This is a genomic window from Streptomyces chartreusis, from assembly GCF_008704715.1.
Taxonomy (GTDB): Bacteria; Actinomycetota; Actinomycetes; order Streptomycetales; family Streptomycetaceae; genus Streptomyces; species Streptomyces chartreusis.
Genome location: NZ_CP023689.1, coordinates 4,330,374 through 4,349,968, shown reverse-complemented (window position 1 = coordinate 4,349,968; position 19,595 = coordinate 4,330,374). Strand labels below are relative to the sequence as shown.

The 19,595-nt window shown below is 71.6% G+C and carries 19 protein-coding genes; 13 read left to right on the top strand and 6 right to left on the bottom strand.

Annotated features, from left to right (window positions below):
- The first annotated feature begins 161 nt into the window (after window positions 1-161).
- The 5 genes from CP983_RS18660 (at window position 162) to CP983_RS18640 (ending at window position 3,961) form a co-directional block, all read left to right on the top strand.
- Complete coding sequence (locus CP983_RS18660) at window positions 162-977, top strand: phosphatase (RefSeq protein WP_030952104.1); 816 nt, start codon at window positions 162-164, stop codon at window positions 975-977.
- A 129-nt stretch (window positions 978-1,106) separates the two neighbouring features.
- On the top strand, window positions 1,107-1,319 hold the full coding sequence (locus CP983_RS18655; RefSeq protein ID WP_004984898.1) for a helix-turn-helix domain-containing protein: 213 nt from the start codon (window positions 1,107-1,109) through the stop codon (window positions 1,317-1,319).
- Between the two features lie 157 nt (window positions 1,320-1,476).
- Entirely contained in the window at window positions 1,477-1,575 is a 99-nt protein-coding gene (locus CP983_RS18650) for a 30S ribosomal protein bS22 (protein WP_003948845.1), read from the top strand.
- Between the two features lie 254 nt (window positions 1,576-1,829).
- On the top strand, window positions 1,830-2,891 hold the full coding sequence (locus CP983_RS18645; protein WP_030952102.1) for an NAD-dependent epimerase/dehydratase family protein: 1,062 nt from the start codon (window positions 1,830-1,832) through the stop codon (window positions 2,889-2,891).
- A 14-nt stretch (window positions 2,892-2,905) separates the two neighbouring features.
- Complete coding sequence (locus tag CP983_RS18640) at window positions 2,906-3,961, top strand: lysophospholipid acyltransferase family protein (protein ID WP_107904444.1); 1,056 nt, start codon at window positions 2,906-2,908, stop codon at window positions 3,959-3,961.
- A gap of 88 nt (window positions 3,962-4,049) precedes the next feature.
- On the opposite strand, the gene CP983_RS18635 is transcribed toward CP983_RS18640, so the two are convergent.
- From CP983_RS18635 to CP983_RS18625, 3 genes are all read right to left on the bottom strand, one after another.
- Entirely contained in the window at window positions 4,050-5,297 is a 1,248-nt protein-coding gene (locus CP983_RS18635; RefSeq protein WP_125525295.1) for a DUF5667 domain-containing protein, read from the bottom strand.
- 251 nt (window positions 5,298-5,548) lie between these two features.
- Window positions 5,549-6,322, bottom strand: coding sequence for an ECF subfamily RNA polymerase sigma factor, BldN family (locus CP983_RS18630; RefSeq protein ID WP_107904440.1), 774 nt, complete (start codon window positions 6,320-6,322; stop codon window positions 5,549-5,551).
- A 408-nt stretch (window positions 6,323-6,730) separates the two neighbouring features.
- Window positions 6,731-7,660, bottom strand: coding sequence for an HAD family hydrolase (locus CP983_RS18625; protein ID WP_107905275.1), 930 nt, complete (start codon window positions 7,658-7,660; stop codon window positions 6,731-6,733).
- Between the two features lie 131 nt (window positions 7,661-7,791).
- Here CP983_RS18625 and CP983_RS18620 point away from each other — a divergent pair, with 131 nt between their 5' ends.
- The 5 genes from CP983_RS18620 to CP983_RS18600 all read left to right on the top strand — a co-directional run bounded on the left by CP983_RS18620 (window position 7,792) and on the right by CP983_RS18600 (window position 13,502).
- Window positions 7,792-8,079, top strand: a complete 288-nt coding sequence (locus CP983_RS18620) for a glutaredoxin family protein (RefSeq protein WP_125525296.1) — start codon at window positions 7,792-7,794, stop codon at window positions 8,077-8,079.
- A 281-nt stretch (window positions 8,080-8,360) separates the two neighbouring features.
- Window positions 8,361-9,131, top strand: coding sequence for a redox-sensing transcriptional repressor Rex (locus tag CP983_RS18615; RefSeq protein ID WP_030957690.1), 771 nt, complete (start codon window positions 8,361-8,363; stop codon window positions 9,129-9,131).
- Entirely contained in the window at window positions 9,128-10,843 is a 1,716-nt protein-coding gene (locus CP983_RS18610) for a glutamyl-tRNA reductase (RefSeq protein WP_107904435.1), read from the top strand. The genes CP983_RS18615 and CP983_RS18610 overlap by 4 nt, the downstream gene beginning before the upstream one ends.
- Window positions 10,840-11,799 carry a hydroxymethylbilane synthase gene (gene hemC / locus CP983_RS18605; RefSeq protein ID WP_107904433.1) on the top strand — a complete coding sequence of 320 codons (960 nt, stop codon included), beginning with the start codon at window positions 10,840-10,842 and terminating at the stop codon, window positions 11,797-11,799. Before CP983_RS18610 ends, hemC begins: the two co-directional genes overlap by 4 nt.
- Window positions 11,796-13,502, top strand: coding sequence for a bifunctional uroporphyrinogen-III C-methyltransferase/uroporphyrinogen-III synthase (locus tag CP983_RS18600; protein WP_125525297.1), 1,707 nt, complete (start codon window positions 11,796-11,798; stop codon window positions 13,500-13,502). Before hemC ends, CP983_RS18600 begins: the two co-directional genes overlap by 4 nt.
- 64 nt (window positions 13,503-13,566) lie before the next feature.
- On the opposite strand, the gene CP983_RS18595 is transcribed toward CP983_RS18600, so the two are convergent.
- On the bottom strand, window positions 13,567-14,970 hold the full coding sequence (locus CP983_RS18595; RefSeq protein ID WP_150500589.1) for an FAD-binding oxidoreductase: 1,404 nt from the start codon (window positions 14,968-14,970) through the stop codon (window positions 13,567-13,569).
- Between the two features lie 161 nt (window positions 14,971-15,131).
- Between CP983_RS18595 and hemB the strand changes: the two genes are divergently transcribed.
- On the top strand, window positions 15,132-16,130 hold the full coding sequence (gene hemB / locus CP983_RS18585; RefSeq protein WP_150500587.1) for a porphobilinogen synthase: 999 nt from the start codon (window positions 15,132-15,134) through the stop codon (window positions 16,128-16,130).
- 21 nt (window positions 16,131-16,151) lie between these two features.
- On the opposite strand, the gene CP983_RS18580 is transcribed toward hemB, so the two are convergent.
- Window positions 16,152-16,337, bottom strand: a complete 186-nt coding sequence (locus CP983_RS18580; protein WP_150500585.1) for a hypothetical protein — start codon at window positions 16,335-16,337, stop codon at window positions 16,152-16,154.
- Window positions 16,338-16,643: 306 nt separating this feature from the next.
- Here CP983_RS18580 and CP983_RS18575 point away from each other — a divergent pair, with 306 nt between their 5' ends.
- Both CP983_RS18575 and CP983_RS18570 read left to right on the top strand, forming a co-directional pair.
- Window positions 16,644-17,852: an aminotransferase-like domain-containing protein gene (locus CP983_RS18575; protein ID WP_150500583.1), complete on the top strand. Its 1,209-nt coding sequence runs from the start codon at window positions 16,644-16,646 to the stop codon at window positions 17,850-17,852.
- A 71-nt stretch (window positions 17,853-17,923) separates the two neighbouring features.
- Window positions 17,924-18,760 (top strand): arylamine N-acetyltransferase family protein, encoded by an 837-nt coding sequence (locus CP983_RS18570; RefSeq protein ID WP_150500581.1) that lies wholly within the window; start codon window positions 17,924-17,926, stop codon window positions 18,758-18,760.
- Between the two features lie 10 nt (window positions 18,761-18,770).
- Here the strand turns inward: CP983_RS18570 and CP983_RS18565 are convergent, their stop codons facing one another.
- Window positions 18,771-19,592, bottom strand: a complete 822-nt coding sequence (locus CP983_RS18565; protein WP_150500579.1) for a DUF4253 domain-containing protein — start codon at window positions 19,590-19,592, stop codon at window positions 18,771-18,773.
- Between the last annotated feature and the right edge of the window lie 3 nt (window positions 19,593-19,595).

Below are 19,595 nucleotides of genomic sequence, written 5' to 3'. Positions count from 1 at the left end.
CGCTTGCCGCACACGTGTTGTGAGACCAGGGACCCCGTCCGACGGTTGTGGGCGGTTTTGTCGCTGTTCAGTCACCGCTGTCACGGCGGTCGTTACGCCAACTGTGCGGTGTTTCCCCGTTCCGTCGGCATTCGTCCGTTCCTTCGGTCACGATCGCTGACGTGCTGAGTACCGGTGCCCTGCGCGCCCATCTTCTTGCCGCGCGGCTCGCCGGGCCCGTGGCCACTTCCCGCGAGGAGAGCCTGCGGAGTTACCGGCTCTTCGCGGCCCGCGATCCTCGGGTGCTGCTCGGGCTCGATCCCGAGGGGGCCTGGGGGCAGCGCGAGCTGATTGCGCTGATGGCGGAGAAGTGTGGGGTTTCGGCCGATCCGCATCATATTTCTGGCCAGGATGTGATCGATCCGGAGCTGACTCTGACCGCTCTGGATGCCTTTGCGGAACGCCTCGCGGCAGTTGCCCAGCGCAGGGCACCCGTCCTGCTCGGCACCGGGCACCCCCATCGACTGCTCGGGTTCTACGCCGCCTTGGCGGACGCGTTGTCGGCGGCGGGATGTGCCGTTCTCACCCCCGCGCATGGCCACAGTGTCGACATAACGACCCGGTTCGGACTACGCACGTACAACCTTGCCTACGTACGAGGAGTCGCGCTGGTGCGGGAACCCGGCGCTTCTCGCCCCGGTTGTGAGCCCGGCGCACACACGCATTCACCCCTCCCGGTTCGCACGGCCCTGGCGGCCGCCGCGGAGGCCGGCGGCCCCATGCCGGAGCTGGTGATCGGGGACCACGGCTGGGTCTGCGGGGCAGGTCAGCTGGGGTTTGAGGCCATTGGTCCAGCCGATACGAATGACCCCGCGCTCTTTGTGGGGCAGGCGGAGGGGTCCGTGTCCGTCGTCGTTCCACTTGATGACGCTGTGCGGTCTGATTACTACCGACCGCTTACCCGCTACGTACTCAATCGAGCGTGTCTGTCACAGTAAGGCGCCGATGCCATCCCCTCTTCCCCACTCGCATCACCCGCCCCTACATTGGGGAGTGAGCACGCAACGACGAAGAGTCACCGGAAGGGGAAGCCGGTGGCCGTCGAGTGCGGAAGGTTCAGGTGTGTCATGGCTGCAGCTGGCGAGAGGCCTCTGAACGAGGTTCAGTTCCTTACCGTGGCGGAAGTCGCCTCGGTGATGCGAGTGTCGAAGATGACCGTGTACCGGCTGGTGCACAGCGGTCATCTGCCCGCGATCCGGGTGGGACGGTCGTTCCGCGTCCCGGAGCAAGCGGTTCACGAATACCTCCGCGAGAGCTACGTGGGGGTGGAAACCGCCTGACGGCAGAGGGCGGGAGGGGATCCTCAGGGCACTTCGGGATTCCCCCTCGCCTCCTCGATTACGACCTCAGCGCTCGGACGGGTAGGCTAGCCCCTCGTAGGTCGTGTGGGCCCATGGCGCCCAAACACCGAGTGATGAGAAGTGAGCGAGGGTAGTCGTGGGCTCTGTTATCAAGAAGCGGCGCAAGCGGATGGCCAAGAAGAAGCACCGCAAGCTGCTCAAGCGCACGCGCGTTCAGCGTCGCAACAAGAAGTGAGCGACGCTGCGAAAGCAGCGTGATTGTGGCCCCCCACCGCACCGGTGGGGGGCCACACGCGTATCGGGGGCGATGTGCGAAGGGCCGAACTCTGTGCGTATGCCTGGACAAAGGACTGACCCGTCCGGTGGTACGCGGAGAATTATCGTCACTTCGTGCATTGGGCGGTCATCACAGCGCAACATCGACCCGCTAGGTTGGCCGCACACGGGGAACTCGGCAGGGGTACGAGTGCTGGAAGGAAGGCGCTGATCTTGGGCAAGGTCGTGCTCGTGACCGGAGTGGCCCGTCAACTGGGGGGCCGTTTCGTACGACGGATCCAGCGTGACCCCCAGGTGGACCGGGTGGTGGCCGTGGACGCGGTCCCGCCCGAGCACCATCTGGGCGGAGCCGACTTCATCCAGGCCGACATCCGGCAGCCCACCATCGCGCGGGTGCTGGCGGAGAGCGGCGCCGACACCGTCGTCCACATGGACGTGACCGGGACCGCGCTGGGCAGCGGCAGCCGGACCACGGTCAAGGAGACCAACGTCATCGGGACCATGCAGCTGCTCGGCGCCTGCCAGAAGTCCCCCACCGTCAAGCGCCTCGTGGTGAAGTCCAGTACGAACGTCTACGGGTCCGCACCCCGCGACCCGGCCGTCTTCACCGAGACGACCCCGCCCAAGTCCCTGCCCAGCGGCGGCTTCGCCAAGGACGCCGTCGAGGTCGAGGGCTATGTGCGCGGGTTCGCGCGGCGGCGGCCGGACGTCGCCGTGTGCGTGCTGCGGTTCGCCAACATCCTCGGCCCCTCCGCGGACACGCCGCTCGCCTCGTACTTCTCGCTGCCGGTGCTGCCGACGGTGTTCGGCTACGACCCTCGGCTCCAGTTCGTCCACGAGGACGACGTGATCGAGGTGCTGCGCATCGCCTCGCACGAGCCGGAGCGGGGCACGCTCAACAGCGGCACCTTCAACATCGCCGGCGACGGCGTCCTGCTGCTCTCGCAGTGCTCCCGGCGGCTGGGCCGGCCCACCGTGCCGCTCCTGCTCCCCGCGGTCACCTGGGCGGGCTCCCTGGTGCGTACGCTGGGCATGTCGGACTTCTCGCCGGAGCAGATCCGGTTGCTCACCCACGGCCGGGTGGTGTCCACGGACCAGATGCGAGAGACGCTCGGATTCAAGCCGAAGTACACGACGGCGGAGACCTTCGCGGAGTTCGCGCGCAGCCGCGGACCGGGTCTGCTGCCGCCGGAGGCCCTCGCGGGGGCCGTCGACCGGATCGCCGCGCTGCCCCTGCCGGGCGGCGGCCACCTCCCGACGCAGAGCGCCAACTGAGGAGCGCATCAACGATGGCGGACGCCAAGGTCATTCCGTTCGACGACGACCGGTCCCGCGGGAGCGCCGTTCAGCGGCCGTCGCGGCGCCGGAGCGCGGGGAGCCGGCGCAAGAGCGGTGAATCCGCGCTGGTACGCGAGGTCCAGCCTCTCCCGGGACGGTCCATCGCGCAGGATGATGTTCCTGTGACACGTGAGGAAGAGCCTGCGCCGACGAGGCCCCAGGACGACGGCGGCCTGGAGCGGCGTATCGCGAGCGGCCTGGCCTTTCTGCGCCGCCGCCTCACCGGGGACTACGAGGTCGACGACTTCGGGTACGACGAGGAGCTCACCGACCAGGTCCTGATGTCCCTGCTGCGCCCGGTGTACGAGAAGTACTTCCGGGTCGAGGTGAAGGGCGTCGAGAACATCCCGGCCGAGGGCGGCGCGCTGATCGTCGCCAACCACTCGGGCACGGTGCCGCTGGACGGCCTGATGATGCAGGTCGCCGTGCACGACCACCACCCCGCGGGCCGGCACCTGCGGCTGCTCGCGGCGGACCTGGTCTTCGTCCTGCCGGTGGTCAACGAACTCGCCCGCAAGCTGGGCCACACCCTGGCCTGCGCGGAGGACGCCGAGCGGCTGCTCGGGAAGGGCGAGCTGGTCGGGGTGATGCCGGAGGGCTTCAAGGGCATCGGCAAGCCCTTCGGCGAGCGCTACAAGCTGCAGCGCTTCGGCCGCGGCGGCTTCGTCTCCACGGCGCTGCGCAAGCGCACGCCGATCATCCCGTGCTCGATCGTCGGGGCCGAGGAGATCTACCCGATGATCGGCAACGCGAAGACGCTGGCCCGGCTCCTGGGCTTCCCGTACTTCCCGCTGACGCCGACCTTCCCGTGGCTCGGCCCGCTCGGCGCGGTCCCGCTGCCGACGAAGTGGACGATCCAGTTCGGCGAGCCGATCCCCACGGACGGCTACCCGCCGGAGGCCGCCGAGGACCCGATGCTGATGTTCAACCTGACCGACCAGGTCAGAGAACAGATCCAGCACACGCTGTACAAGCTGCTGGTGCAGCGGCGGTCGGTGTTCTTCTGACGGCTTTTCTGACCGGAGAGACGTTTGTACGCCGATGGGGCACCCCCTGAGGGGCGCCCCATCGGCGTGTCGGCGATTTCGCGGTGGCCTAGTTCGCGTCCTCGCCCTCGATGCCCAGGCCGGGCAGGAGGCCCGGGAGCAGGGGTGGGAGGGTGACGGCGGGCTCGGTGGTGGGCGTCGGCGTGGAGGACGACGAACCCGAGCTGCCGGTGTCCTTCGGCGGGTCGAGGAGGCCGCCGGTGTTTCCGCCGAGCAGGCCCTCGCCCTCGCTGCCGGAGCTGTCCGCCGAGTTGCTCGGACGGCTGGAGCGATGGCCGTCGGAGGAGCCGCTGCCGCCGGCGCTGGGCCGCGCCGACCGGTCCGAGCCGGACGTACCGGTGGAGGCCGATCCGGAACCGCCGTGCCGCTTGCCCTCGCCGCTCTGGGCCGGCTGCTCAGGCAGCAGGGACTGCAGCGGGGCGACCTCTTCGTCTATGGCGTCGAACACCGACGACACCTCGTCGCCGACGTCCCCGAGCTGGAGGGGCAGCCGCTCACGGAGGCTGCCCCACACCGCGCGGTGTGAGCGGGAGAAGGCGGACAGGGCCTGGATGGGGCCCAGGGAGTCGGGGTCGCGCTCATAGGCCTCGCGCAGCAGCCGGTGGCCCTCCGAGGCGTCGTGCCGCATGCCGTACAGAGCGCGGCGGATCTCCGCCATCGACTCGTGGTCGAGCTGTCCGCCACGGTCGCGCTCCATCAGCCGCCGGGCCTCGCTCAGCCGGGTGGACGCCTGGTCGAGGTAGCTGCGCCCGCGCTCGTCCTCGCCGTCGGCCAGGACATTGAGCTTGAAGTCCTCGATGCCGCGCTTGAGGCCGTACAGCGAGTCGCCCGGCAGGGCGTCGGAGCTCGCCGCGGCCACCCCGCCGAAGGCTCCGGCGGCGACGCCGACACTGAGCCCGCCGGCGGTGAGGCCCTTGGCGAGTCGTGAGCGCGGCCGCAGTTTGCCCAGTGGGGAAGCCCGGTGCGCCCCTCGTCCCCGTTCCGAACGCTGCCCGGGCAGGGCCGGGCCTGCCTCGGCGCCCGTGGTGCCCTCCCGGAGCATTGCCTCCATGGCGGCCACCAGCTGTGCCCGCTGGACGACCTTGACCTCAGGGTCGAGCTCGGGCTTCGGAAGTTCGCCGAGACTCTCGGTGAGGGTCAGAAGGCGACCCTGCTCGGTGTGTTCCGAAGCAGCGTCCGCCGGTGCCGTTCCATCGGGCTGCTCGGGCTGTTCGGCCGCCGAACCCCGGTCGGTCAGCTCGTCCAGGGCCTGGGCGAAGGCGTTCGCCCGCCGGTGTGCCGATACGTTCGCGATCACTGGCGGCACCTCCTCTCGTGATGACGGTCGACTCCCCAGGGGGTCCTGAGGGTTGCACGCCCTGACCACTTGCACACGATCGAGTGATCGAAGTCGGCCAGGGAGTGACCACAGGGAGCCTGCATCCCGCACAACGAGCGGCTTGGCACTTGGGTTACGGACTGCGGATGAACGGACCGCGAAGTCAACAGACTTTCACCGAGGGTGAGTTGGAGGTTGCGGAGAGTACTGGATCGGTACCGGTGAAGCGCTCAGCGCGCGTCGTCCGGCAGCAGTCGGGCCAGGGTGCGGACGGCCCGGTACTGAAGGGTCTTGATGGCGCCCTCGTTCTTGCCCATGACCCGGGCCGTCTCGGCGACGGACAGGCCCTGGAGGAAGCGGAGGGTGACGCACTCCTGCTGCTGGGGGTTGAGCCGCCGTACGGCTTCCAGGAGGGCGGCGTTGGAGAGGGACTCCAGGACGGAGTCCTCGGGGGAGCGCTCGACCTCGTTGGCGTCGAGCATCTCGCCGGTGGTCACCTCCAGCCGGAAGCGGCTGGACTTGAAGTGGTCGGCGACCAGGTTGCGGGCGATGGTGACGAGCCAGGCGCCGAAGTCCCGGCCCTGCCAGGTGAAGGTGCCGATGCGCCGCAGGGCCCGCAGAAAGGTCTCACTGGTGAGGTCCTCGGCCGTGGCCTTCCCGCCGACGCGGTAGTAGATGTAGCGGTAGACGGTGTCGCTGTACTGGTCGTAGAGCCGGCCGAACGCGTCGGCCTCGCCGGCCTGCGCGCGTTCGACGAGATCCATCATTCGAGCGCTGTCGCTGTCCGCGGCGGGCCGGCGCGCGGTCGTCGCGCCGGTCGAGCGCCCCCGTCTGCCGACTGCGGCGCCGCCGTCGGCGAGCGCGTAGCACGGGCCTACGGGTGCGGCGGTTACGGCGAGGGCGGGGACGGCGTACGCGGTGGGGACGAAGCCGCGCAACAGGTCGAGGACCGTTGCGCGCAGCGTAGCCAGGCCCGAGGCGTCAACCCCGACGTGTGGGTACACGGGACTCCCAGAGGCAGAGCTTCCATCACGTGCAGTACGGAACCATTCACCCGTCGTAGCGACGGAGAGGTGCCGGTTTGCGTCTGAGGAGAATAACGCTTCGTGCAGGCACTGCTACGCCCAGTTGCTCAAATCACCGATTGCGTCTCTTCTGTAACCGATTGACGCCCGATCAAGTGCCGCAGAGTGACCGTTTGTTGATCGATTACGTCCGTGTTCGGGCTGACTCCAGGGCGTGTTGTGGCCGTGTGCAGCCAAGGTGACTGGACAGGGAGTCACGCGGGTATGGGGTGCCGATCGGCCGGTCGGCCCGGGCGCGCCCCGTCATGCGAAAGCGCGCCGAGGCCGCCGCGGGAAGATCCGGCGGCGACCTCGGTACAGGCGGATTCAGTGGTGGTGCGGGCGCATTCAGCGGCGGCGGCGGTGCAGGGCGATCGCCGCTGCCGTGCCGCCGGCCACCGCGCCGACGCCGGCGGCGGCCGGGATGCCGACCTTGGCCGCCTTCCGGCCGGTGCGGTAGTCACGCAGGCGCCAGTCCAGGCGGCGGGCGTGTTTGCGGAGCTTGGTGTCCGGGTTGATGGCGTAGGGGTGGCCGACCAGGGAGAGCATCGGGATGTCGTTGTGCGAGTCGCTGTACGCCGCGCAGCGGGCGAGGTCCAGGCCCTCCGCCGAGGCCAGCGCGCGTACCGCCTCCGCCTTCGCCGGGCCGTGCAGCGGCTCGCCCACCAGCTTGCCGGTGTAGACGCCGTCGACCGATTCGGCCACCGTGCCCAGGGCGCCGGTCAGGCCCAGGCGGCGGGCGATCACCGTGGCGATCTCCACCGGGGCCGCCGTGACGAGCCAGACCTTCTGGCCCGCGTCCAGGTGGGCCTGCGCGAGAGCCCGAGTGCCCGGCCAGATGCGCTCGGCCATGTACTCGTCGTAGATCTCCTCGCCGATCGACTGGAGCTCGGCGACGCGGTGGCCCTTGACGATCGACAGCGCCGAGTCGCGGGCCTCCTGCATGTGTTCCGGATCCTCGACGCCTGCGAGCCTGAACCAGGCCTGCTGCCAGGCGAACTTCGCGAGGTCGCGGGTCTCGAAGAACTTCCGCTTGTACAGGCCCCGGCCGAAGTGGAAGAGGGCGGCGCCTTGCATCACGGTGTTGTCCAGGTCGAAGAAGGCCGCGGCCTCCTCGTCGCCGAGCACCGGGAACTCCGGCTCGGCCTCCGAGGACTCCGGGACCTCTGTCGCCTCCTGCGAGGACTTGCGCGCGGCCTCCGCCGAAGCCTCGCCAGCCAACACGCTCCGCGCCGTGGCGGAGCGCCTACGGGGAGTGAGCCATCCAAGAGCGGCCATGACCGTGAGCATAGCCAGTTTGTTCGGTGCTTCCGGAGTCGAGAGGTTTGAAGGCTGTGAACTCTCCGCGACCGCGCAGTTAAACGGCGTGGTCGGGCGACGGCCGGTCATCCGGGCTCCGGCGCGCGAGAATGGCTGACATGAGCCCCCTCTTCCGTCGTGCCACGGCCAAGTCCCCCGGGGACCGGCTGGTCACCCTCATCGGCAAGCCCGACTGCCATCTGTGTGATGACGCACAGAGCGTCGTCGAGAGGATCTGCGGCGAGCTGGGGGTTCCCTGGGAGTGGAAGGACATCACCGAGGACGCCCAACTCCACGACCAGTACTGGGAACAGATCCCCGTCGTCCTCGTCGACGGAGCCCAGCACACCTTCTGGCGCGTGAACGAGGATCGCCTCCGCAAAGCACTGACCGGGTAGTCCAAAGTCCTCGGGAAACGGCTTAGGATCGACGGCGACTTGGTCTCGGGGGCGGGGATCGTTGAGGAGAGTGTGCGGTTTTGCCCTCAAGAGTTGAGGAACGGTGGTGCGTGTGCGCCGGTTCCACACCAGTGCGCCGGGCGTGCGTGAGCCCGGTCACGTTGGGCGGGCAAATCGGACACCATCTTTGTGCACGCGTTCACAAAGACATAGCCTGCATTCGACGGGGCGGTCTAGGTACATGTGACCGCCTGCCCCCACGCTCTACCCGCAGGAGCACCGTGGCAACTGGCCGAACTCACCGACCGGCGACCCGTAGCCGAGGGATTCCCGAGGCCACCGTCGCCCGGCTTCCGCTGTACCTCCGAGCCCTGACCGCACTGTCGGAGCGCTCGGTACCCACGGTCTCCTCCGAGGAGCTCGCGGCCGCGGCGGGGGTCAACTCCGCCAAGCTGCGCAAGGACTTCTCGTACCTCGGGTCGTACGGAACGCGCGGTGTCGGCTACGACGTCGAGTATCTCGTCTACCAGATCTCCCGCGAACTCGGGCTGACCCAGGACTGGCCGGTTGTGATCGTCGGCATCGGTAACCTCGGCGCCGCCCTCGCCAACTACGGCGGGTTCGCCTCCCGCGGCTTCCGGGTCGCCGCGCTCATCGACGCCGACCCGGCCATGGCCGGCAAGCCCGTCGCCGGGATCCCGGTGCAGCACTCCGACAGCCTGGAGAAGATCATCCAGGAGAATGGCGTGTCGATCGGTGTCATCGCCACTCCCGCCGGTGCCGCCCAGCCGGTCTGCGACCGCCTCGTGGCCGCCGGTGTGACCTCCATCCTGAACTTCGCGCCGACCGTGCTGACCGTCCCGGACGGTGTCGACGTGCGCAAGGTCGACCTCTCCATCGAGCTGCAGATCCTCGCCTTCCACGAGCAGCGCAAGGCGGGCGAGGAGGCCCACACCGACGGTGCGGGACCGGCCGCCGCCACCCGTGAGGGGTCCGACGACTCCGCCGATCAGGGGCCCGACGGGGACGTACCCGCCGTGATGCCGGCATGAGTCTCCTCGTCGTGGGGCTGAGCCACCGCAGCGCCCCGGTCAGCGTGCTGGAGCGGGCCGCGCTGGGCGCGGACGCCCAGATCAAGCTGCTTCAGGACACGGTCGCCGCCGAGCCCGCCACCGAGGCCGCGGTGCTCGCCACCTGCAACCGCATCGAGCTGTACGCCGACGTGGACAAGTTCCACGCCGGTGTCGCCGAGCTGTCCACGCTGCTCGCCCAGCACAGCGGGGTGGGCCTCGACGAACTCACGCCGTACCTCTACGTCCACTACGAGGACCGGGCCGTCCACCACCTCTTCTCGGTGGCCTGCGGGCTCGACTCCATGGTCGTCGGCGAGGGCCAGGTCCTCGGGCAGATCAAGGACTCCCTCGCCAAGGCGCAGGAGCTGCACAGCGCCGGACGGCTGCTGAACGACCTGTTCCAACAGGCCCTGCGGGTCGGCAAGCGCGCCCACTCCGAGACCGGCATCGACCGCGCCGGCCAGTCCCTGGTCACCTTCGGCCTGGAGCAGCTGGCCGAGGGCACGGACGTCACGGCCTGGGCCCGCGGCAAGAAGGCTCTGGTCATCGGCGCCGGTTCGATGTCCTCGCTGGCCGCGGCGACGCTCGCGCGGGCCGGGGTCGCGGAGATCGTCATCGCCAACCGGACGCAGGACCGCGCCGAGCGGCTCGTGGAGATCCTGACCGACGGCACGGACGTGCCCGCCCGCGCGGTACCGATGGAGTCGGTGCCGGTCGAGCTGACACGTGCCGACGTCGCCGTCTCCTGCACCGGCGCGACCGGCCTCGTCCTCGCGGCCGAGGAGGTCGCCGCCGCGGTGGAGGGCCGTACCGGTCAGCCGGTCGCCTTCACGGAGGCGGGCACGCCCGCTCCCCGGACGGCCGCCGACTCCACCGACGTACGGCAGACCCCGCTGCCGCCCACCAGCGTCGGCACCGACGAGAACTGCCCGCTCGACGTCGCCGCCGTGCAGGGAGGTTTCTCTGTGCTCGGCGAGGCCGCCGTCGCCGGGATGGACGCGGCCACCCTGGAGCAGCACGCGGCGTGGGCCGCCGGCAGTGCCGTCGACCGGCGGGAGGCCGCCCGGCGCAGCCCCGAGGCCGACGCCGAGCTGATCACCGCGCTCGCCGCGACCGCGGCCACCGTCGGCCGCATCCCCGAGCGCCGCAAGCCCGAGCCCGTGATCGAGGTGCCCCGGCCCGCGCCGGCGCTGTCCCTGCTCGACCTCGCCATGCCCCGCGACATCGACGCGGCCGCGCACCGGCTGACCGGGGTGCGTCTGGTGGACATCGAGTCGCTGGCGGAAGCCTCCGCCGACGCCCCGATGGCGGCCGACGTCGACCAGGTCCGCCGGATCGTCTCCGACGAGGTCGCCGCCTTCGGCGCCGCGCTGCGGGCCGCGCACATCACACCCACCGTCGTCGCGCTGCGCGCGATGGCCGCCGATGTCGTGGCGAACGAGATCGCCCGGCTGGAGGGCCGTCTGCCCGGCCTCGACGACAAGCACCGCGGTGAGATCACGCAGACCGTGCGGCGCGTGGTCGACAAGCTGCTGCACGCCCCGACCGTGCGGGTCAAGCAGCTCGCGGCCGAGCCCGGCGGCGCCGGGTACGCGGACGCCCTGCGGACCCTGTTCGACCTCGATCAGGAGACGGTGGCCTCCGTCTCCCGCGCCGAGGACAGCACCGAGAAGAACCGAGGCCCACGATGACTCAGCAGGCACTACGGCTCGGCACCAGGCGCAGCAAGCTCGCCATGGCCCAGTCCGGGCAGGTCGCGGACGCCGTACGCCGGGTGACCGGACGGCCCGTCGAACTCGTCGAGATCACCACGTACGGCGATGTCTCGCGCGAGGCCCTCGCGCAGATCGGCGGCACCGGCGTGTTCGTCACCGCCCTGCGGGACGCGCTCGTCAGGGGCGAGGTCGACTTCGCGGTGCACTCCCTGAAGGACCTGCCGACCACGCAGCCCGAGGAACTGGCCCTGGCGGCCGTCCCCGAGCGCGAGGACCCGCGTGACGTGATAGTCGCCCGGGACGCCCTCAAGCTCACCGACCTGCCGCGCGGCGCGCGCATCGGTACGGGCTCGCCGCGCCGGATGGCCCAGCTGAACGCGTACGCGCGCAGCCACGGGCTGGACTTCGAGACGGTCGCGATCCGCGGGAACGTCGACACCCGGATCCGGTACGTGCGCGACGGCGAGCTGGACGCGGTCGTGCTGGCCGCGGCCGGCATGAATCGCATCGGCCGCAGCGAAGAAGTGACCGACTTCCTGTCGGTCGACACGGTTTTGCCCGCCCCCGGCCAGGGGGCACTGGCGATCGAGTGCACCGCGGACAACGCGGACCTCGTCGCCGCGCTCGGCGAGCTCGACGACCCGTTCACGCGGGTCGCCGTGAGCGCCGAGCGATCACTGCTCGCCGCCCTGGAGGCCGGCTGCTCCGCCCCTGTGGGCGCGCTGGCCGACCTTTTGGCCGACGGGCAGATTGTCAAGGAAATGCGCCTGCGTGGCGTCGTCGGCACGACCGACGGTTCGCGCATGGTGCAGCTGTCCACCACCGGTCCCGTGCCCGAGACGCACGACCAAGCGCTGGCGCTGGGTCGCGAACTCGCTACCGAGATGCTTGCCCAGGGCGCGGCCGGTCTGATGGGGGAGCGAGCACAGTGAGCCCCACCACCCTTCCCGCCGGCCTTGAACACGGGCACGTCACCTTCCTCGGTGCCGGACCCGGGGATCCGGGGCTGCTGACTCTGCGCGCCGTCGAGGCACTGGCGAACGCGGACGTACTGGTCGCCGAGCACGAGGTGCTCGACGTCGTACGCGTGCACGCCAGAGCCGGCATCGCCGAAGTGCACACGGACACGGGTCCCGATGCGGACGCCGTGCCGGGCACAGGCACGCCTCAACTAGCGGTTGTTGACGGCGCGTCAACGACCGCTGGGCTACCCGCGGTGCGGGATGCCGCACATCTTGTCATGGAGGCCGCGCGTGGCGGCAGGCGGGTCGTGCGTGCGGTGTCCGGGGATCCCGGCCTCGACACGTACGCCACCAACGAGATGCTCGCGTGCGCCGCGGCCGGTGTGCCGTTCGAGGTCGTACCGGGTGTCGCCGCGGCCGTGGGCGTCCCCGCGTACGCCGGCGTCCCGCTCCGTGACGCGCAGGGCGCGGACGTCCGGTTCGTCGACGCGCGCACCGCGTCCGACCGTTGCTGGACCGAGGTCGGCGCGTCGGACGGGACCGTGGTCGTGTCGACGACGCTGGACTCCGTGGGCGCGGCCGCCGGTGAACTGGTGTCGGCGGGACGCAAGCCCGATACGCCGCTGACCGTCACCGTCGCCGGTACGACGACCCGGCAGCGGACCTGGACCGCGACGCTGGGCACCATCGCCCAGACGCTGAAGCAGGCCAAGGTGCTGCCCTCGCCGGAGGGCGGCCGGCCGGTGATAGCCGTGGTCGGTGAGCGTTCCGCCGCAGCACAGCGCGACCAGTTGTCGTGGTTCGAGTCCAAGCCGCTCTTCGGGTGGCGGGTGCTCGTGCCGCGTACGAAGGAGCAGGCGGCTTCGCTCTCCGACCAGCTGCGGTCGTACGGGGCCGTGCCGCACGAGGTGCCGACGATCGCCGTCGAACCGCCGCGCACGCCCCAGCAGATGGAGCGGGCCGTCAAGGGGCTCGTGACCGGACGGTACGAGTGGATCGCCTTCACCTCGGTGAACGCGGTCAAGGCCGTGCGGGAGAAGTTCGAGGAGTACGGGCTCGACGCCCGTGCGTTCGCCGGGATCAAGGTCGCGGCGGTGGGGGAGCAGACCGCGAAGGCGCTCATCGCCTTCGGCGTGAAGCCGGACCTGGTGCCGAGCGGTGAGCAGTCGGCCGCGGGGCTGCTGGAGGACTGGCCGCCGTACGACCCGGTCTTCGACCCGATCGACCGCGTGTTCCTGCCGCGGGCCGACATCGCCACGGAGACCCTGGTGGCCGGGCTCATCGAGCTCGGCTGGGAGGTCGACGACGTCACGGCCTACCGGACCGTGCGGGCCTCGCCGCCGCCGGCGGAGACCCGGGAGGCGATCAAGGGGGGTGGCTTCGACGCCGTTCTCTTCACGTCGTCGTCCACGGTGCGCAACCTCGTGGGGATCGCCGGCAAGCCGCACAACGTGACCGTGATCGCCTGTATCGGTCCCGCCACCGCGAAGACCGCCGAGGAGCACGGGCTGCGGGTGGACGTGATGGCGCCGGAGCCGTCCGTGCACAGGCTGGCCGAGGCGCTGGCGGACTTCGGGCTGCGGCGCCGTGCCGCCGCGGTCGAGGCCGGGGACCCGGTCACTCGGCCGAGCGAGCGGCGTCCGGGCGCCCGTCGGCGTCGGTCGACGACGTAAGGGATTCGAGGGCGGTGGCGAGGGCGCGGACCTGAGGGTTCTCGCCCCCACCGCCCTTTGCTTCTCAGACGCCGGGCGGGCCGGAAGCCGTCACCGTGTGGCCGAGGCTGAGCAGGTTGGCCGGGTCGTAGGTCGACTTCGTCCGTCGCAGGCGTTCGTAGACCTCGGGGGTCCAGGCCCGGGCACGGTCCGGTTCGTCGCCCGGGGTGCCGTGCAGATTGACCATGGTGCGGCCCGTGCCGTACGGGGCCATCGCGGCGTGGAGGGCACCGGTGGCCGCCTCGACCGCCTCGGCCATGGGCGGTGCGGCCAGGACGCCCACCGCTTCCAGGAGGTACTCGGCGTCGCGGGCGCACACCGCGTCCTCGACGGCGGCGGGGCGGGCCAGCGCGCCGCCCATGTGCCGCAGCTCGACCAGGAGGAGCGGGCAGTCGGCGGCCTCGGGGCCCACCTGGGCGAGGAAGGCGCTGATCGCATCCGGCGGCAGGTCGCGCAGCAGGGCGCAGGACTCGCGGGCGGGGAGCGGGTCCCGGGGGTCCAAATAGATGCGGTCCAGGGCCGTGTAGTCCATCTCCTCCACCGTGTCGATCACCACCGGCGCGGCCGCGCGCAGCGGTGCCAGGAGCTCTTCGCCCCGGGCCGCATCTCCCGTCCAGGCCACGCACACCCGCGCCCAGAAGCGGCCCCGGAACGGTTCGGGGATCTCCGGGAAGGGCGGCAGCCGCAGCAGGCCGAACGTGCTGCACATCTCCGCCGGGACCGTGCGGGTCCACTCCGCCCAGGCGTTGAGCAGCGGCTCGGCGTCCTCGCCCGCGCAGTACAGGCCCCCGCCGAGCAGCGTCCGCAGGGGGAGCAGGTCGAAGGTCAGGGACGTCACCACGCCCACGTTGCCCTTGCCGCCGCGCAGCGCCCAGAACAGGTCGGGCTCGTGCTCGGGGTCGCTCACATGGAGGGTGCCGTCGGCGGTGGCGACCTCGAAGGAGCGGACGGTGTCGGCGGCGTAGCCGTAGGTCCGGCCCAGGACCGGCAGGCCGCCGCCGAGGGTGTAGCCGACGACGCCCGCGTCCGTGGAGGTGCCGCAGAGCGCGGCCAGGCCGTGCGGGGCGGCAGCCTCCAGGACGTGCTGCCACTTCGCGCCCGCCGCGACGGTCGCCAGGCGCCGGTCCGCGTCGACGCTCACGTCCGTCATGCGTGCCGTGCTGATCAGCAGGCCGCGTTCGATCGGGAAGTTCGCGCCGTGGCCGGTCGCCTGGACCGCCACCGGGGTGCCGGTGGCCGTCGCCCAGCGCAGGGCCGTGACGACGTCGTCCACGCCCGTCGCGCCCACCACCACGTCGGGGGTGTGCAACGCGGCCAGGTTGAAGCCGGTGACCTCGTCGACGTAGCCGTCGTCGGCGGGGCGCAGGACCGGGCCGCGGATCTCGGAGAGGGCGAACAGGTCGGGAGTGTTGTGATGGATCGCTGTCATCGCGTCCTCCGTGGTGCGTGTACGGAGGGATGGTTCGAGGGTGTCTGCGGGTGTGTTCCAGTGCCTTTCTTCAGGATGGACCCGTGATCGTGGCCCTCGCACGCCGGGCCCCGACGGGACGTCGGCAAAGGTGCTGCCGGGGCGGGCGTAGCGTAGGTGGCATGACGACGTACGGATCCTTTCCCGGTACTCGGCCGCGGCGTCTGCGGACCACCCCCGTCATGCGGCGCATGGTCGCCGAGACGCGGCTGCACCCCGCCGACTTCATCCTCCCGGCCTTCGTGCGCGAGGGCGTCGGCGAGCCGGTGCCCATCGCCACCATGCCGGGTGTCGTCCAGCACACGCGGGACAGCCTGAAGAAGGCGGCGCTGGAGGCCGTGCAGGCCGGGGTCTCCGGGATCATGCTCTTCGGGGTGCCCGAGGAGGAGAAGAAGGACGCGCTCGGGACGCCGGGGACGGACCCCGACGGCATCCTCCAGGTCGCCATCCGCGACGTGCGCGCCGAGGTGGGCGACGACCTGCTCGTCATGTCCGACCTGTGCCTGGACGAGACGACCGACCACGGGCACTGCGGTGTGCTGGACGACGAGGGGCGGGTCGACAACGACGCGACCCTGGAGCGCTACGCCGAGATGGCGCAGGTGCAGGCCGACGCCGGGGCCCATGTCGTGGGGCCCAGCGGCATGATGGACGGGCAGATCGGCGTCGTCCGTGACGCGCTCGACCAGATCGGGCGGGAGGACGTCGCGATCCTCGCCTACACCGCCAAGTACGCCTCCGCGTTCTACGGGCCCTTCCGCGAAGCCGTCGCCTCCTCCCTCAAGGGCGACCGCAAGACCTATCAGCAGGACCCCGCGAACGTCCGGGAGTCGATGCGCGAGCTGGCCCTCGACCTGGAGGAGGGCGCCGACATGGTGATGGTCAAGCCGGCCGGGCCCTACCTCGACATCCTGGCCCGGGTCGCCGACGCGGTCGATGTGCCGGTCGCCGCCTACCAGATCTCCGGCGAGTACTCGATGATCGAGGCCGCCGCCGAGAAGGGCTGGATCGACCGGGACCGGGCGATCTTCGAGACGCTGACCGGCATCAAGCGGGCCGGCGCGCGCAACATCCTCACCTACTGGGCCACGGAGGCCGCGCAGAAGCTGGGCCGCCGGTAGCCGCGGCGCACCCGGGCACCGTCACCGTCCGCCCGACGGCGGTGGAGTCGTGGGCGCGGTGGCCGTCGGGCTGGTCGGGGTCGAGGGACCCTCGTCGCGCAGGCCCTGGCCGTCCTCGCACGCGGTGAGCGCGAGCACGGCGACCGCCACCAGCGTGGCGGCGAGCAGCCGGGCCCGGGAGCGAGGGGGGTGTGCGGACGCGGACATGGTGCGGCCCTCTCCATGGGTGGGGGTCGGGGTCGCCCCCCAGCCTGCGTGATCATCCGTCCCGACCGCCACCATGGACCGCGGATTCGGGACACCCGAGCGGTGGGACGGCCGCTGACCTGCGGGGATGCCGGACAGCGGGGACCGGTCGTGGGACGCCGGAAGGCGTCGGGACCGGCGGCCGGGGCCCCGGGTGCGGGGCGGCGGGGTCCGTATCCCGGAAAGTCGCTTGTAGAGGACATGCAGTTCTCTAGGCTGCCCGGCACGAGCCGTCGCCCGTGTCGCCGCAGCCCAAGGAGCCGTGTCATGACCGTCATCGAACCCGCGCCCCCGACCGCCCCGGCCGCCGTGCCGCCGCTCGCGGCGCGGACCGGTGCCGTCGGCGGTTCGCCCGTGCGGGACATCCTCGCCGTCACCGCCCGGCCCGAGGTCATCAACTTCGCGGGCGGGCTCCCGGCGCCCGAGCTGTTCGACCGGGAGGCCATCGCGGCGGCCTTCCGGGACGTGCTCGCCGACACTCCGGCGCAGGCCCTTCAGTACTCCACCACCGAGGGCGAGCCCGCTCTGCGCACCGGGCTCGCCGCACGCATGTCGGCACGCGGACCGGCGACCGACGCCGACGACCTGCTCATCACCACCGGCTCACAGCAGGGCCTCTCGCTCCTGGCCACCGCGCTGCTGGAGCCCGGCGACACGGTCCTGGTCGAAGACCCCTGCTATCTGGCGGCACTTCAGGCGTTCGGCCTCGCGGGAGCCCGTGTCGTGGCCGTGCCCTGCGACGCGGACGGCGTGGACCCGAGGGCGCTGGCGGAACTGGTCGCGCGGGAGCGGCCCAAGCTCTTCTACACCGTCCCCACCTTCCAGAACCCGACCGGCCGGACCCTGCCCGCCGAACGCCGGGCCGCCGTCGCCGAGGTCGCCGCCCGGCTCGGGGTGTGGATCGTCGAGGACGACCCGTACGGCGAACTGCGCTACGACGGCGAGCGCGTGCCCTGGATCGCCGCGTACCCGGGCGCCGAGGACCGGACGGTGCTGCTCGGCTCCTTCTCCAAGGTGATGGCGCCCGGCCTGCGGCTGGGCTGGCTGCGCGCCCCGGCCGCCCTGCGGCGGGCCTGCGCGGTCGCCAAGCAGGCCGCCGACCTGCACACCCCGACCGTCAACCAGCTCGCCGCGGCCCGCTGCCTCGGCGGCCTCGACGCCCACGTGGCCCGCGTCAGGGACGTCTACCGCGAACGCCGCGACGCCATGCTGGCGGGCCTGCCCGGGGCCCTGCCGGAGGGCTCGACCTGGAACCGGCCCGAGGGCGGCATGTTCCTGTGGGCCCGCCTGCCGGACTCCTACGACACGACGGCCCTGCTGCCGGAGGTCGTGCGGCACGACGTCGCCTACGTCCCCGGGGCACCCTTCTACGCCGGTGAACCCGACCGCTCGACCCTGCGGCTGTGCTTCGTGACGCAGACGCCCGAGGAGATCGGGGAGGGACTGCGGCGGCTGGGCCGGGGGCTGGGGTCCTAGGGCCAAGGGCGCAGTGCGGGTCGGGCCGTGGACGGCGGACGGGGAGCGGCCGGTGTTCCTAAGGTGAAGGCATGACCGAAACCCAGCGGTTCGATCCCGACGCGTATCTCCGGCGGATCGGTTGGGAGGGGGAGCGGCGGGCCGACCTGGCGACGCTGCGGGGAGTGCACCTGGCGCACATGCGGGCCATCCCCTTCGAGAACCTGGACGCCCTGCGGCGCATCGCCCCCTCCCTCGACCCCGCCGATCTGACCGCCAAGCTGCTGCACAGCCGGCGCGGCGGCTACTGCTACGAGCACAACACCCTGTTCGCGGGCATCCTGGAGGCGCTCGGGTTCCGGGTGACCCGGCTTGCCGCACGGGTCGTCGTCGGAGCGGACCGCATCGACAGCCGGCCCCGCACCCACATGACGCTGCTCGTCGAGGCACCCGGCGACCCGCAGCCGTATCTCGCGGACGTCGGCTTCGGCGCGATCGGCGCGCTGCTCGAGCCGGTGCCCCTGACGGCCGGCGTCGAGTTCGAGGACGCCGGGCGCCGGCACCGGCTCGCCCACACCCCGCACCACGGGCCGCTCCCGCTGTGGCTGCTCCAGGCCCACGACCGGACGAAGGACGAGTGGGCCGACCAGTACGCGTTCACCCTGGAGCCGTTCGAGCAGCCCGACTTCGAGGTCATCAACTGGCACATCGGCACCAACCCGCGCTCGCCCTTCACCCAGCGCGTCTACGTCCAGAGCCTGTCCGCCGAGCGCCACCTGCTGCTCAACGGCCGGCTCCTCGCCGAGACGCGGGCGGACGGAACGGTCGTCGAGCGGGAGGTGACGGGGGAGGCGGAGGCGCGGCGGCTGCTGGACGAGGAGTTCGGGATCGACGTCCCCGACGGGATGACGCTGCTGCCGCCCGCGTGAGGACGGGCCGTCAGTCCCACCAGAAGTGCCAGGCCGGCCGGCCCAGCAGACGGTTCTCGGCGTAGGCGCGGATGCTGGTGTCGCCGCTCTGGAGGATGTTGTCCGGGCAGAACGCGAAGTGCTCGGCGGCGACGGCCTCCGCCTCGGCCAGGGTGGCCGGCGGGAACGCGACGGAGACGAGCAGGTGGTCGAAGCCGAGCGCCACCACGCGTATGCCGAAGCGGTCCTCCCAGGAGCGCAGCACCGCGCACAGGCGGGCGGTGTCGCCCTCGTGGTTCACCGGGCCCGACCAGCCGATCGCCGCCGGGATGTCCGCGCTGCGGCGGGCCGGGACGAGTGCGAGGCGGGGCTCCTCCAGCAGGCCGCCGCTCGCCACGAGGTCGTCCGCGATGTCCATGGCCACGGCGTCCGGGTCCTCGGCGGAGCCGGAACCGTCGCCGGAGTCCGGGTCGGCGCCGGCGTCGGCCAGGCCCGGCCACTCCTCCTGCGTCTCCCCGGCGGCGTACTCCTCCCAGAGATCCGCCAGCACCTCGTCGGCGTCGTGGTCTCCCGGGTACGACACCGCGTCGGGCGCCAGCTCCCAGTCCTGCGGGCCGCCGTGCCGGCCGCCCCCGTCCACGACGACCGGCAGCAGTCCTGCGGACCGCCGGGCCGGGGCCAGCGCGGCCCAGTCGCCGGGCGCGGCCTCTCCGTCCGCGAGCCACAGCAAGGGCTCGTGCCAAGGGCCCTCGTCTGTCGCGTCGACGAGCCGCCCGGGCGGGAGTTGGAGACCGAGAGCGGCACCCGTGGGATCGCTCGTGAGCTTCGGCAGCGGATTCGGAAGAGTCGCCATGCC